Source organism: Achromobacter marplatensis (genome assembly GCF_002209535.1).
GTDB lineage: Bacteria > Pseudomonadota > Gammaproteobacteria > Burkholderiales > Burkholderiaceae_B > Achromobacter > Achromobacter marplatensis.
In genome coordinates this window covers 111,138-126,020 of record NZ_NJIG01000012.1, presented here as the reverse complement: position 1 = coordinate 126,020, position 14,883 = coordinate 111,138, and the positions used below count along the sequence as shown (strand labels likewise).

Here is a 14,883-nt window from a genome sequence, read left to right as displayed (position 1 = left end):
CGTGCCTAACCTAAGCGGCGCGGACGCCGCTGCGTTGCGCGGCAAGGTACAGGCCGCGATAGACGCTACGCCGGCCGCGAGAAAGCTGCGGCGGTTACCGAACGGTAACGCCAGCCCCTGTTGGGGCGCCTGGACGTTACCTCTCCGGCATCGCGTTGTGCCCATGGTCTTGGTCTCCTCCTGTGTAGGGCAATGCCAGAGACACTTGGCATGCCCTTTGCTTATCGCTCTACAGAGTACTGAAGCCGTCATTTCGTTTCAATAGGAAATATCGACATGTCAGAGCCACAAATCCTTACCCGGCGCGGATTCCTCAAGTTGAGCGGAACGGGCGGTGCTGTTGCTGCCGCAACACTCATCCCGATCATGCCCGCCCAAGCCCAACCGGCCACGGCGCCGCACACCGGAACCACGCTGCCCTACCCCGTGAAGTCCATCGCCGTCGCGCAGAAGCTCACGGCCGACACGCCCCTGCAGTTCGCCTATCCCGACGCTGCCTCGCCGTGTACCGCTGTGAAGCTCGGGCATCCCGTTCCCGGCGGCGTTGGCCCTGACCACGACATCGTCGCGTACAGCACGATGTGCACGCATATGGGCTGCCCCACAGTTTTCGACAACAAAACAAAAACGTTCAAGTGCCCGTGCCACTTCAGCGAGTTTGACGCCGAGAAGGCAGGCCAGATGATCTGCGGGCAAGCCACCGAAAACCTCCCACGGATTCTGCTGCGCTATGACGCCAGTTCGGACGGGATATCCGCGGTTGGGGTCGAAGGCTTGATCTACGGCCGCCAGGCCAACATTCTGTAAGTCGGGAGACGCTCATGTCCGCACCCAAAGACCGCATCACCTTGCCGCCGAAGGATGCCGCGCGCACGAATATGACGTGCCACTTCTGTATCGTCGGCTGTGGGTACCACGTTTACAAATGGCCCGAGCAAAGCGAGGGAGGCCGGGCGCCCGAGGAGAATGCGCTGGGCCAGGACTTTCGTCAGCAGCTACCGCCTTTCGCGTTGACGCTTACCCCGGCGATGACCAACGTCATCACGCAGCGGGATGGCTCGCGTCACAACATCATGATCGTTCCGGACAAGGAATGCGTGGTCAACAGCGGCTTGAGTTCGACCCGTGGCGGCCGGATGGCCAGCTATATGTACACGCCCGATGGCGATGGCAAGGCGCGCCTGAAACAGCCGCGCATGTATGCCGCCGACCAATGGGTGGACGTTCCGTGGGACAACGCCCTGGCGCTGTACGCCGGGCTGTTGAAGAAGGTGCTGGATACCGATGGCCCGGAAGGCATTGTGTTCTCGTGTTTTGACCACGGCGGGGCGGGCGGAGGGTTCGAGAACACCTGGGGCACGGGCAAGCTGATGTTCACCGCGCTACAGACGCCGATGGTGCGTATCCACAATCGCCCGGCGTACAACTCGGAATGCCACGCCACGCGCGAGATGGGCGTCGGCGAACTCAACAACGCCTACGAAGACGCCGAGCTTGCCGACGTGTTGTGGTCCATTGGCAATAATCCTTACGAGTCCCAGACGAACTATTTCCTGAACCACTGGGTTCCGAATCTGTACGGGCAGACGGTCGACAAGAAAAAGGCGCGCTTCGCGGGTGAAGATCTTCCAACTACCCGCATCGTCTTCGTGGACCCGCGCGACACGCCCTCCATCGCGATCGCCCGACAGATAGCCGGAAAAGATCGAGTGCTGCATCTGGCGATCGAACCCGGCACTGACATCGCGTTGTTCAACGGACTGTTTACCTACGTGGTTGAACAGGGCTGGGTAGACAAGCCGTTCATCAAGGCGCACACGGCGGGATTTGATGAGGCCGTTAAGGCGAATCGCATGCCTCTGGAGGAATGCAGCAAGATCACGGGCGTGCCGGTCGACGACCTGAAGAAGGCGGCGGAGTGGTCGTACAAGCCGAAGAAGACAGGGCAGCTTCCGCGCACGATGCATGCCTACGAAAAAGGCATCATCTGGGGCAACGACAACTACGTCATTCAGTCGGCGTTGCTGGATCTGGTCATCGCCACGCACAACGTGGGGCGCCGTGGCACCGGATGTGTACGCATGGGGGGGCACCAAGAGGGTTATGCCAGGCCCCCCTACCCTGGCGACAAGAAAATCTACATTGACCAGGAACTCATCAAAGGCAAGGGCAGGATGATGACCTGGTGGGGGTCCAACAACTTCCAGACCAGCAATAACGCGCAAGCGCTCCGAGAGGCGGTGTTCAAGCGGTCCGCCATCGTGAAGGAAGCCATGCAGAAAGCGCGCGGCGCTTCAACCGAAGAGATGGTCGACATCATCTATGCGGCCACGCAACGAGGCGGACTGTTTGTTGCAAGCATCAATCTCTATCCAACCAAGCTGGCCGAGGCTGCCCATCTGCTGCTTCCAGCGGCGCACCCGGGCGAAACGAACCTGACGTCCATGAATGGCGAGCGGCGCATTCGCCTGTCGCAAAAGTTCATGGACCCGCCCGGGGAAGCGCAAGCGGACTGCCTGATCGCCGCGCGAATCGCCAACACGCTGAAAGCCATGTACGAGAAGGAAGGCAACAGCAAGATGGCGCAACGTTTCGCCGGATTCGACTGGAAGACGGAAGAGGATGCGTTCAATGATGGGTTTCGTCGGGCGGGCCAGAAGGACGCGCCCAAGATCGACAGCCAGGGTGGAGATACCGGTCACCTGGTGACCTACGAACGGTTGCTCGCCGCCGGCAATAACGGCGTCCAGTTACCCGTTCAGGCCTACGCGGACGGGAAGCTCAAAGGCACCGAAATGCTCTACACGGACGGTAAGTTCGACACCGCCGACGGAAAAGCTCACTTCAAGCCGGCGCAGTGGAAAGGCCTGCCCGAGCCCGTGGCCGCCCAAAAGAAGAAGTACAAGTTCTGGCTGAACAACGGCCGCAACAACGAGATCTGGCAAACGGCCTATCACGACCAGTACAACAGCTTCGCCCAGGACCGCTATCCGATGGCATACATCGAGATCAATCCCGCCGATTGCCAGGAGCTGGGCGTCGAGGCTTCAGACGTGGTCGAGGTCTACAACGATTACGGGTCGACTTACGCAATGGTGTACCCGGTGCCGGAGATCAAGCGCGGCCAGACATTCATGATGTTCGGCTACGTGAACGGCATCCAGGGCGACGTCACGACCGAGTGGACCGACCGCAACATCATTCCCTACTACAAAGGCACCTGGGGGAACATCCGGAAAGTGGGCTCCGTCGAGGAGTTCAGGAACACCATCAGTTTCAAGAGCCGCCGATTCACCCTGGGCTGATTTTTCAATCAAAGGAGCACCGCCCCTTATGCGTATCACCAAGCTGTTCGTGTCGGTCGGGTTGGCATCTGCCAGCCTGACCTGTGTTGCGGCCCCGGACGCCACAATCCAAGCGATCTTGACCAAGAACAATTGCCTGGCGTGCCACGCGGTTGACCGCAAGGTCGTCGGCCCCTCATACAAGGACGTGGGCGCCAAGTTCAAGGACGAACCCGGCGCCGCTGCCCTGCTGCTAGGGAAAATCAAGAATGGCAGTGCGGGCACCTGGGGACCTGTGCCGATGCCGCCGAACCCCGGAATTTCAGCCGAGGACGCGAAAAAGGTCGTCGACTGGATACTTGCCGGCGCGCCAGGCTGACGCAGAACATGATCGAAGCTCCGCTGTTGGATCGCCGCAAATCTCCCTCGCTACGGTCAACATCGACCGCCTCGTCAGGCATGGACGGCCCGCCCGAAGACCGGCACGGTCGGCCTCTGCATGACTTGCGCATTTCGGTCATAGACCAGTGCAATTTTCGTTGCACCTACTGTATGCCCCGAGATCAGTTCGGCGCGGATCATTCATTCCTGCGCCGCGAAGAGCTGCTGACTTTTGATGAGATTGAGAGAGTCGCAAGCGCCTTCATCAGCCTGGGCGTACGTAAGGTCAGGGTCAGCGGGGGTGAACCGCTGCTGCGCAAAGACGTGGAGCATCTTATTGCGCGACTGGCGGCGTTGCGTACGCCGTCCGGCGCGCCGATTGATCTGGCCATGACCACCAACGGGTCTTTATTGGCACGCAAGGCCCAGGGGCTGGCCGCCGCCGGGTTGCGGCGTCTGAACGTCAGCCTTGACGCGCTTTCGCCGTCCATCTTTGCGCGGGTCGCGGACACGACTGCTTCCGTGGATGATGTATTGGCGGGTATAGCCGCAGCCCAGGCTGCGGGCATCCCGCACATCAAGATAAATATGGTGGTGCAACGTGGTGTGAATGACGATCAGATCCTGCCGATGGCCCGGCGCTTTCGCGGAACCGCGCACGCGCTGCGCTTCATCGAATTCATGGATGTCGGTGCGACCAATGGTTGGAATGCCTCGGCCGTGCTGCCATCCGACGAAGTCCTCAAGAGAATACATGCCGTTTTCCCGCTGACGCCCTTGGCGCCAACGGTGCGCGGCGAAGTCGCTCGCCGCTGGGCTTACCAAGACGGGCTAGGAGAAATCGGTTTGATTTCTAGCGTCAGCCACCCATTCTGCGGCGATTGCTCAAGGGCAAGGGTCTCGGCCGACGGCAAGCTCTATACCTGTCTGTTTGCCGAACAAGGCGATGACATACGTTTGCAATTGAGGTCGGAGTCGAATCCACAAATGCTGATCAACGGCTTGGCTGAGCGGTGGCGATCCCGCAACGATCGATACTCAGAGGTTCGAACGTTACAACCACGCCAACAAAAGATCGAGATGAGCTACATCGGCGGCTAGGTAGCCGCCGAGGCGCCAGCCTTTTTCTTGGCGCTACGAAGTGGCTTTTTGTTCGGGATGATGTCGCAGTCGCAGTGGCCCGCCAACGCAGCGATGACGGGCGCGCAAGCCTCGGGATGGCCATGGCAGCAATCGGTCAACATGAACGACATCAACGAGCCCATGACGCCTACGTCGGCACGATATATGATGCTTCGCCCCTGGCGGTCTCCCCAGATCAAGCCCGCGCGGGCAAGCACCGACAGATGCTGCGACACCGTGTTGTGGGGGCCCTCCACCATTTCCGCGATGGCGCCCGCAGGCACCCCTTCCGGCTCGCGCGCCATCAAAAGGCGAAAAATCTCGAGCCGCGTTGGCTGAGAAAGGGCGTGGAATGCGCTTAGCGCGTGCTGGAAAGACACTCCGTCCCGAGGTAAATCCGGGTTGAAATGGCTGGCAACCGCTGGTGAAGGCGTGGACGTGCTGGCGATGGGCATGGAAATTCGATAAGTCGGTAGTTCTGTATATCCGGACAGACTATATCGCATAGATGACAGATTAGTGTCAGCAACATTTGACATGCGAAAGCGGCCGCCGCAAAAAAATGGGGCGAATGCCAGCCCCCAGCATCGCCCCGCAAAGTTGTCGACGAATCGACGATGTTGGCCCTACTTATGGTTTTGGGTATCAGGTTCCGATACGGCCGCCGTCATCCTTCGTAATTACGATCGTCGCGGAGCGGGGCCGTTTGCCAGCTCCATACCCAGCATTGCTTGGCCATTGGCTGGTGTACTTGGAAGGATCAGCGAGGTTGGCTTGGTCCGTGTTTTCGCCAGGATGTTGGATGTTGACAAAAATGGCCTTGCCATCGGGTGTTTCGCAGAACCCCGTAATTTCGCATCCAACCGGGCCCACCAGAAAGCGCTTGAGCTGCTCTGCCGCTGGCGGCTTACCGACGTAGGTATCCACCGTAAGCGTGCTGCCGTCTCCCTTGGGATAAGTCAGGGATTTCTTCGCCCCATCACCAACCTGCCCGGGGCGCGCGGCCAACATCATGCAGTTGGTCACGTCGGTGTAGGCGCCGTCATCGGTCTGCAGCCAGCACAGACCCGTTACCGCACTGAACACCAGACCATCCGGGCCTGAAAAGTCCTGGTCATCGGTAAGACTGGACAGGTTTACGGTCGTGACATCGGCGTCGGCTTGCGCGCCGAACAGGTACACATCCCATTCGAAGCGATCGCCATCACCGGCCGCTGCCGATTCCTTGATACGAATGATGTGTCCGTTGGGGTTGCCAGTCTGGCTAGCGCCACCCTTCATATCGGTGTACACGCGAGGATTGGCGGAGTCGGGCTCATACTGCGAGCCGGTGGGATCAACGCGGCGGCTGCTGTTGTTCGTCAACGTGCAATAGAGTTCGCCGTTCGCGGGGTTCACGCCACACCATTCGGGCCGATCCATCTTGGTTGCACCGGCGGCATCGGCCGCCAAGCGGGCATTAACTGCCACATCGGCCTGATCGGAAAAGGGGTAGGTCGCATACCCGCTGACCGCCGAGTTCTGCATCGACAGTTCCAACCACGAGCCGGTTCCATCTTCTGAGAACTGGGCCGCAAAGAGTGTGCCGTTATCAAGATACTTGTCGCCCACAGCGATACGACTGATCGCGTCTGCGTCCGCGTGATCCCAATTGGCCGACGAGACCCACTTGTAGAGGTACTCGCCACGAGCGTCGTCGCCCATATATACGATGATCGGTTGACCCGCGACGGCCGTGCGGAAAGCGGCCGATTCATGGGCAAACCGGCCCAAAGCCGAGCGCTTTTTCGCCTTTCTGCTGCGGTCGTAAGCATCCACCTCGACGACGTAGCCCTGGCCGTTCATCTCGTTGCGGTAGTCGTCGCTACCGTCAGCCGACGCGCCAGACTGGCTGATTATCCAGCGAGCATATCGGTCGTCCGCGCCGGCCGATTCCCAGCCGTGGCGCGACGCAGCGCCTTGATTGCGTCCATAGCGCCGAAGCGAGGTGACAGATTTGTCATTCCCGCGGGCTGCATCGTCCGCAGCGTCTCGCGTGAAATAACCGTACCAGTTTTCCTCGCCAGTCAGAAAGGTGCCCCAAGGGGTCTTTCCCGTGCCGCAGTTGTTGAGGGTGCCGCGCGTCCGCGTCGCATCGGGCGAGTACTTCGTCACCAGCAGCGGGTTACCGCGGGCGGGGCCGGCGATCTCGATTTCGGAAAGCGCCGTGAGTCGGAAATTGAACACCGAATCGGGAACCGTGACCCAGGAATTGCCGGCTTTCTTTACCTCGACAACCGACACTCCATGAATGGCGATCTCCTTGTCAACCTCGGCGGCTGGCCGGGGTAGCGTACTCGTGCCCCCATTTGCATGTAGGAAGAACGAACTGAGCCCTTCGTTCGTCGTGGCCTCATGGTTGACCGCCAGCAGCCCGCGATCCGTCGAGCTTGCCGACGGCCGGTTGTCAGCACCAAGGCCGAACCATTCCATGCCATCGTGGTGGTCACCAGCACGCTTGTCGAAATCGTTGTCCGTGCCATCGTTCTTGTAGGCAAGCACTCCCGCGGCGAGCGGGTCACCCAAGCCATAGAGCACTTGCGCGGTGTATCCGGAGGGAACGCTGACCGCGTCTGCCAATGATTTCGGAACCGCGCCGAAATTGAGCAGTTTTTCCGGGGGCTCCGTGGAAGGTGCTCCTGTGGGCGGCGTGTCCGGGCTATCGACATCGCTGTCGTCGTCTCCGTCGCCATTACAGCCCGCCAGGCCAACCCCGAACAGGGCAGAGCCCACCGTTGCCATGCCTCCCTTCAGAATCCGGCGTCGACTCAAGCGGGTTTGTAGCACCGCGTCGAATGTCGGATTTGGCGATGTGTTCGAGTCCTCGTCATTGAAGTCCACGACGGGCGCATCCATGTTGGTCTTCATATTGTCCATTTATCCGGATTTAACGAAGTAATGAATGTAGGCGGCGCCAATTACTTTTTCATGACGGATCGGACCTTCTTTTCAAGCCGTAGTGGGCTAGGTGATAGAGCCTAACCGCACGAGAAGGAGTGGTTATACGAAGCGGTACTGGACGACAGACCGCTTGGGGTCGAGGCTGTGTAAAAACTCGTGATGGACATGTTTTCGGGGGTAATCAAACCCTTCCCTCAACTCCGATCGTCGATCCTGAGTTGACCTGCGAAGCCAACTTACGACATGACCCGCAGCACGGTGAATTTTCACACAGCCTCGGCCGAAAGCGGCCCGCTGTAAACAATGGTATGTCGAGAGCAATCAACGTTGGGCTGCTGTTTCCGGCATGGATTGCCAATACCGAAACGGACGGACGTGGGGGTACCGACTAGGCGCCTCGCCAGCATCACGCAATAGTTGCGTTCGGAGCATGACGGCGCGTCCCCCTAAATTTGGCACAGAAATCGGACCTCCGAAGGCTAAATCCGGCTGGAGGCTGCAGCAGCACTTGTATATCGAAAAATCTCGATTCCGTAATTCGATAGCGCAAATCCCAAGTCAGATGAGTTTCGACACCTCCCTTGGTGCTGCCGAGTCCGGCGCAAAGCGAGGACAGCGGTACGACTGCGGGAATTTTCTTCGTGGATCAAAGACATAGGCGATCCCCCCCCGCAAGCCGCAGCTACGCCGCCATACCGTACCTACATGAAGGAATGTACGGTACTTGGGGGTTGGGAGGTACAACCGTACCTGCTCTGACGGTGCCACGGGACGGAACTTCCAGAGTGAAGTATGTCTCCTGGATTGTTCGTTTAGTCTTCGCGTCTCGCAATTAGCTAACGGCACCGGCACCTTCCGCAGGCACCTAGCAAAGAAAAATTCCCGAACACTGGACCACGTCTTGGCCGCGTAATCCGTCTATCTGTCGCTGGCGCATGTCGCCTGGTAGGAATTCTCAAGGGCGACAAGTTCACGCGTCATTTAAAAGCGCAGACGACTCGACGGATAAGTTGGACCACGTTCACCTCCGTGGTCCGCAACGAAACAGAGCTTTATCCCCTGATTTACCGATGCAGGGTTAGGTCAAAACGGTCGTGTCGACCAATGACAAACCCGACTGATGCAATCGCAATTGCACTACCGCCCCCAACGCCAGAATTGTCGCCACCCAGATTCATCGCCACCTTATCTAAATTGATAAAAACGCCCGATGATACGACTTGCTGCCATGCAGGCCCAGTCTACTTTTAAAAGGGGCACAAGTGCAGCTCGCCATGTGGCAACCATCGCCATTTGCTGTACTGCTGTCGGACGACGTGCGGCTTGATTTCCTGAGCCCTTGGGCGGACCAGCCTCGGCCTTCGCGCTTTACTTCACTAACTGCAACGACGGGCGAGAAATACTCCTGGCCTTAGGCTCTGCCGTCGTCGCGGTAGCGCTTGGGACGGACGACAGCACCAGACCGAAGGTCAAATTATCAATGTCATCCTGATACAAGCAGAGCTCCCGAGCCACATCCGCGCGAGTAAATCCCTCCGCTTTCAACGCTTCAAAGACCTTAACCAGAACTTGGGAAACCTCGCGATGCATGGGCCGAGGTTCTTTCGTTCGATAGCCCTGTTTCGCAATTTGGATACACAAGCTTCGATATCCCCACTCCGTAAATAGGGAAAGCTGGTTCATACGATAGGCCAAAGCTGCCAGAGACACCCCCCAAACCCGCTTAAGCTCTATCAGCCCGGGGATGGTGGGCACGCGCGGCTTAGATGCGATGATGTTCCCTCGCGGCATCAAAAACGCTGATGCGAAGGCGTTCGCCTCCCTTTCCATTTCGGGCGTGTGCTCTCCACCATGCAGCATGCTATAGCGATCACGCACCAAATGGCCGAGCTCATGAGCCGCATCGAAACGGCTATGCTCGGCAGACTTCATGGTGTTCAAAAATACGAATGGCCGATTGTCATTCCATACACTGAACGCGTCGACCTCACGAGCGTCTATCGCCAGCGAATAGACGCGGATTCCCCGAGCTTCTAACAGATGAATTAGATTCTCAACGGGCGCCTCACCCAATCCCCAAATCCTTCGAAGCGTTGCTGCGGCATCCTCAGGCGAGAGATCCCGCAAATCGGGCAAATCCGCGATAGGCAACTTGAAACGCGCTTCGATCCAGTCATTGAGAAGAAATGCCAATTCTCCTGAGCCTAGAGCCTTGTCTCTTAGCCCGGCAGACATCTTGGACATGGAACGAAAGCTAGCCGTGTGTTCTGCGATGAGAGGAATGTCATCCCCCTCGAAGAAGGACACCGGGAAACGCAGCAGCTCTGCAATCTTTTCTAGTTTGTCCGCCTCAGGTGCGTACTCTCCGGACTCATAGCCCTGAATAGAGCGGACTTGCACGCCCAGCTCTCGAGCCAGGCGCGCTTTTGTCCATGCTCGACGTGTTCGAGCAAATCCGAGTCTTGCTGGGTTCAACATTCTTTGCAGCCAATTTACTTACTACCCCACGCGACGCCGCTCGACAGGAACGTCGATCGGTTGCGCCGGAGGAGTTACATCAATGCCGCCACCCACATACGGGTCAAGAGGCGTGGAAGCCAGAACAATACGTTCCGACCAACCCTCAATTTTCCCTCGCGCGAAGCGCGATGGCAACGATAGTTCAGTACGAATTTCTCGATACCCGGTGGCGCTCCTCTCCACGTGATAGAGGAGCACCCACAGCTGGGTCCCAGAGCCAACATCAGCATCGTTCGAGAACAGCTGATTCTGCTGAATCGCCTCATCGAGGACGGACCCTTTTTCCGCCTGGTTGGTGGGACTACCCTCTGGCTTGCCGGTGTCGATATCACCAGTAATCACAGACAGCATGATGCGCTCATCAGGCGATACCACCCAAGGACAATTCCTGTAATCCCGTGCAGCCCAGCCCTTAGGAATCAAGGCTTGTCGCAGCGCCGCCACAAATTCATGCCAATGATAGGTACCCGCCGCAGTGGGAGCATGGGCAAGGGTCGCACCCAGCCGTGCCTCATAGCCGCGTAGGTTTGCTTCTTGCAACAACGCCTCATCCAACGACGGGTCAAGCTCATACAAACGCTTTTGCACGTCCAGCGGGTCGCTCAAGACCAGAGGTTGCTGCGGCTTATAAGATGGTTGTAGAAACACGGCGCCTCCTCGGCCTTAACTTCCGGAAATTCTACCACCAACAGAGGAGCAAAAACCGGAAGCTGGTTGTTTTATTGCCACGCTCGGACCGGCCCTTTCTTTGGCACGGGCGGCCCCGGAAGCCGCATGCGGAGCGCAGCCACCCGATGGAAGTCCCTTTTACGCATTCACCAACCACTTCCCAACGGCCGCGCCCCCTCTTTTCACGTAGTCAATACTGAAGGCCATAAGATCAGCGAGGTGGGCATCAATCTGTCCTTTCGAAATCCCCGGCTGCACGCCATAGATGGCGAAACTGACTTTGTCCGCGCTCCGGTTCAGCAAGATCTCTTGCAACATTGCAAGATTGCCGACCTTGAAGACTGACGGACGCCTATGCCGCCTTTCATTTATCCGATGCTCCACATGCTCGACCAACACACGGGATTCGCAATAAACAACTGATTTTAGTAGCTGGCAGGTGACTTCGTAGACGTCGTCAACACGGGCACCATTTGGTTCGCCCCCAGCTCCCTTGCAGTGATACAGACTCACGAGGACTCTGTCGTCTTCTTCTCGTGTGACCGCGATGTAGTCGGCGGCCTCCCCAGTCCTGTGGTCATAAACGAGGACCTCGAGATTTTCCTTCGCCCTGATCCACAATTCCAAATGTCTGTGGACGGTCATTCGTTCGGGATTATCGGCGTCAAACTCTCTACCGATCTCACAGCCAGCCCACCCAGGGTTCTCGACGTCCTCATCAAGAAGCCGATTGCTGGCCAGCTTCGGAGGCGGGTAGCAGTTCATCCCTTCAAACGATGACTTGTCGGCTGCGTAAAAGATTGGAGGGTGCATAGAAAGCCACTGGTCAAAATCCAACCAGTCATCGTGCGTGCTAGATATTTCGACTTCCCAACCCGCGCCGTGCTGTCGAAACAATGCGCCCCCGGCTAAAGACATGCGGTAGGGCACCGCATCTGAGTCCGAGACGATTTCGAAATCCAGGCCATCAGGTCCTGAGGCGAATGACGAGAGCTCTAGATCAGTGATTTGGCGATAGAGCCACTGCTGCTGCCCAACACGTCGATATCTCAACCGATGCGCCTGCTTGTAGGCATTGCGCGACCAACTTCCACCAATAACAACATCTGGGATTCGCCGCAACGTCCGCGAATGCTGGACGAGATCTAGCTGAGACTCTGCTAGCGTTTCGTCGCCATTCAAGCGATTGTTCAGCTTCGATATCCACTCAAGGTATTGCGATACGGAAAGACGTTGATTGCTCCATATACGCGAGTTACTGCTTGCTCCGATGGTTTCACGCTCGCCATCTTCCAATCCACTCCCAAAGTAATGTCCTTGTACGTAGGCGCGCCCATCGCCCGGCGTGACCGCTCGCTCAGCACGAGGTCCAGTTAGCATGCGATAGGATTCTGCTTGCGAATTTACGGCCGTGTTACGCAAGCCAACAGCGTAGAAGCGCATATCCGTGAGGCCGGCGCGCGCACGGATGGTCTCCTCGAAGCTCAAAGGCCTATGGTGATCCTTGGCCACGACCTGCATTAGTGCGATATATAAGCGATCTGTTCTACGAGTGGAGCCAATGAAGCACAATCGCGTAGCAGCGTTGTAGGCCAGCAGGAAAACGTCGTGTCGTACATTTACAAGTACGTCAGCAGTCGCCCAGTTCGGCGGCTCATTGTCGACGGTCAAAAGCAGTGTGATCAATCCATCATCCGAGATCCACTGCTTAGCCAAGTGAAGCCGTCGCCCTATCAATGCCTCAAACAAAGTGAAGTCCGGGGCCTCGTCGCACTGAAAGATTCGAGCATGGGCATATAGCTCAAATGACATTGGCGACACGGCATCGTAGTCAGAGACTGTCTGCCTCTTCGGCTTCAAGATCTCCAAGATCGATTCATCGGCAGCCCCTTCGGCGAGCTGTCGCCTCGCCTCTTCGTCGATAAGGGAAGCGATGTCCACTCCCTCTTGAAAGAGCCGTGCAGTGGCATCTTGCAGACGACTCACAGTCGACACCAAAGTAGCGTTTCCCGTGCGTTCATCGTTTGTTCGCGCGAACCGCCCTATGAACTGTATCGTTGGAACCAGGGAGCGGTGCGGCGCATGGAGTGCTGCGATCTTCAGCTTTGGAAAGTCATAGCCCTCCCCGAACATGTCAACGCAGACTATTCCCTCCAGCTCCCCCTGGAGCAAGGAGACCTCCAGTTGCTCCTGCCTCCGTTTGGAAATTCCGCTGTCGATCGCTTCTACCCTCGCCCCCAGCCCGGCGTAAATCCCCGTCAGCTTCCTAGCAGCGGATATCGAGGATGCTCGCGCAAACAGTCGATGGTCGAATCCTTGCGCCTGATCTTCCCGCAGCTGTGCAATCGCCACCCTTGCGATGGCAAGGTCCACCTCGTCCTCATCGTGATCGTTATGCACAGGCGCTGGACGAAAGGAGACGCTTCCGAACGCTTGTTCGCGAGACGCCTTGGAAACTGGATAGCTATATGCCAGACGACCCGGAATTGCCTTTTTATCGCGCCTGAATGGAGTAGCCGTCAAGAAGACAAACTTGGCGCGGGAGTAGTGACCGAGATACGCACTCCAAGTGTCTGCTGGAGCATGGTGCGCCTCGTCAAAGATAATCAAATCGAATAGATCTGCGGGACTTACGGGCTCCAGGACCGGCGATGTGCTCGCTGGCGTGGACACGACCACATCGAAAGTTCGAAAGGCAAGCCATTCATCGGCGCTCAATGGCCTGCCCTTCTGTGGATGTACATGAGGATTTCCTGCCTCCGCCGGGAAGACCTTGAGCTTGCGTAGCGTCGACAGTTCACCGAAGTGGGCCGAGGTCTGTCGTCTCAGCACATCCGTGGGTTCCACCACCAGCACACGGTTTGAGCCCAACAAAAAAGGAAGCGCCATGATCACGGCAGTCTTCCCATATCCAGTCGGCAAAGACACTATGGCCGGCTCGTCGTAGACCGAAAAGTGGGCCGCCACAGAATGAAGAGCGCCCAACTGGCCTGGCCTAAAACCCGAGTTCGGACTGCTAATGGGTTTCAAAGCCAGCATGTGGCTATGTTCAATGAAGAAATCGGCCACGTCCCCCTCCCGGAATGAACTAGATGACCAATTGTTACTTCAAAGAACATAACAAGCCAGCCTAATTTTTGAGACCTACTCCGAATTATTGCCGCTTCAGGTCTGATGGTCTTCTTTGTTGCGCCCTTCGGAACGAGCGATGTTATTCGCGACCCAAAGGCCGAATGCGATAACAGCTACAAGTACTCCGAGCATCACCGTAGTACCCAAGTCCATACGCTTTTCTCCACAAACACAGCCCTATCGGTACGCCTGATGATAGCAATCACCGCCGGATATGAACTGAGAATCCGCAGCGCAACGCAACATCTTTCGTAACAGGAAACCCGTTGGGATCCTGCTGGGTTCCTACTTGGTTAACCGCCGGTTCTCACATCAAAACCTAGAGCGGCACTCGACCAATTTGGTTCTGAAACACGGCGTAAAGGAGCGCGCTGTGCCCCTGCACAGTTGCTCAGATCTTGAGGTCCATGAGCGCCGCTGACACAGGATCCATGGCCATCCTCATAGGAGAAATACCCACGAAGCGAGGGAAACGGGGGCCTGTAGCGGAAACCCAGCAGGTTATGGCCAGGTTTTATTTTCGAACCCAGTGCAAACCGGATGCAAAGCTACCAATCCCAATCCCATTCCCAATCCCAAATCTTTTACTGGCTACGCCAGTGTCAACAGCGTCTGCGCCGCTGTCTGACCTGATAAGCCACAACAGGCCGGACCAATTCCAGATGGGACGCCCTCGTAGATGCAGCGATGGTGCTTGGACGCGTCCACAGCCCGCATGAGCGGTCGAAACACCTCGGGTGACGGGGGTAGCAGCCACTTTAGAGTCATTGCCACCCAGAGCGCGTTCTGCGCAGTCTCGCGCTCTGTTCCTGAAACGCGAGTCGAATCTCCGAGT

Annotated in this window: 9 protein-coding genes; 4 read left to right on the top strand and 5 right to left on the bottom strand. The window is 57.6% G+C overall.

The annotated features are described in order from the left end of the window. The first annotated feature begins 276 nt into the window (after nt 1–276). The 4 genes from CEY09_RS24090 to moaA are packed head-to-tail and all read left to right on the top strand — an operon-like array spanning nt 277 to nt 4,766. Complete coding sequence (locus tag CEY09_RS24090) at nt 277–807, top strand: arsenate reductase (azurin) small subunit (RefSeq protein ID WP_088590545.1); 531 nt, start codon at nt 277–279, stop codon at nt 805–807. 14 nt (nt 808–821) lie between these two features. Then, on the top strand, nt 822–3,305 hold the full coding sequence (locus CEY09_RS24085; protein WP_088590544.1) for an arsenate reductase (azurin) large subunit: 2,484 nt from the start codon (nt 822–824) through the stop codon (nt 3,303–3,305). Between the two features lie 28 nt (nt 3,306–3,333). Then, entirely contained in the window at nt 3,334–3,663 is a 330-nt protein-coding gene (locus CEY09_RS24080; RefSeq protein ID WP_006224616.1) for a c-type cytochrome, read from the top strand. A gap of 8 nt (nt 3,664–3,671) precedes the next feature. After that, nucleotides 3,672–4,766 (top strand): GTP 3',8-cyclase MoaA, encoded by a 1,095-nt coding sequence (moaA, locus tag CEY09_RS24075; RefSeq protein WP_088590543.1) that lies wholly within the window; start codon nt 3,672–3,674, stop codon nt 4,764–4,766. Here the strand turns inward: moaA and CEY09_RS24070 are convergent. From CEY09_RS24070 to CEY09_RS24050, 5 genes are all read right to left on the bottom strand, one after another. Then, a complete protein-coding gene (locus CEY09_RS24070; protein ID WP_223283384.1) occupies nt 4,763–5,242 on the bottom strand; it encodes an ArsR/SmtB family transcription factor in 480 nt (159 codons plus the stop codon). The genes moaA and CEY09_RS24070 overlap by 4 nt on opposite strands. A 190-nt stretch (nt 5,243–5,432) precedes the next feature. Further along, the gene (locus CEY09_RS24065) at nt 5,433–7,694 is read right to left on the bottom strand and encodes a PhoX family protein (RefSeq protein WP_088590571.1); all 2,262 of its coding nucleotides are present in this window, start codon (nt 7,692–7,694) and stop codon (nt 5,433–5,435) included. 1,401 nt (nt 7,695–9,095) lie between these two features. Next, nucleotides 9,096–10,205 carry a helix-turn-helix domain-containing protein gene (locus tag CEY09_RS24060; RefSeq protein ID WP_045953034.1) on the bottom strand — a complete coding sequence of 370 codons (1,110 nt, stop codon included), beginning with the start codon at nt 10,203–10,205 and terminating at the stop codon, nt 9,096–9,098. A gap of 21 nt (nt 10,206–10,226) precedes the next feature. Beyond that, nucleotides 10,227–10,853 (bottom strand): hypothetical protein, encoded by a 627-nt coding sequence (locus CEY09_RS24055; protein WP_197541467.1) that lies wholly within the window; start codon nt 10,851–10,853, stop codon nt 10,227–10,229. A gap of 201 nt (nt 10,854–11,054) precedes the next feature. After that, nucleotides 11,055–13,985, bottom strand: coding sequence for a DEAD/DEAH box helicase (locus CEY09_RS24050; protein ID WP_045953033.1), 2,931 nt, complete (start codon nt 13,983–13,985; stop codon nt 11,055–11,057). Nucleotides 13,986–14,883: the final 898 nt, after the last annotated feature.

Excerpts from the sequence above, each read along its gene's own strand:
- CEY09_RS24080 (WP_006224616.1), top strand. The coding sequence starts at position 3,334 with ATGCGTATCACCAAGCTGTTCGTGTCGGTCGGGTTGGCATCTGCCAGC.
- CEY09_RS24070 (WP_223283384.1), bottom strand. The coding sequence starts at position 5,242 with ATGCCCATCGCCAGCACGTCCACGCCTTCACCAGCGGTTGCCAGCCAT.
- CEY09_RS24065 (WP_088590571.1), bottom strand. The coding sequence starts at position 7,694 with ATGAAGACCAACATGGATGCGCCCGTCGTGGACTTCAATGACGAGGAC.
- CEY09_RS24085 (WP_088590544.1), top strand. The coding sequence starts at position 822 with ATGTCCGCACCCAAAGACCGCATCACCTTGCCGCCGAAGGATGCCGCG.
- CEY09_RS24090 (WP_088590545.1), top strand. The coding sequence starts at position 277 with ATGTCAGAGCCACAAATCCTTACCCGGCGCGGATTCCTCAAGTTGAGC.
- CEY09_RS24060 (WP_045953034.1), bottom strand. The coding sequence starts at position 10,205 with ATGTTGAACCCAGCAAGACTCGGATTTGCTCGAACACGTCGAGCATGG.
- moaA (WP_088590543.1), top strand. The coding sequence starts at position 3,672 with ATGATCGAAGCTCCGCTGTTGGATCGCCGCAAATCTCCCTCGCTACGG.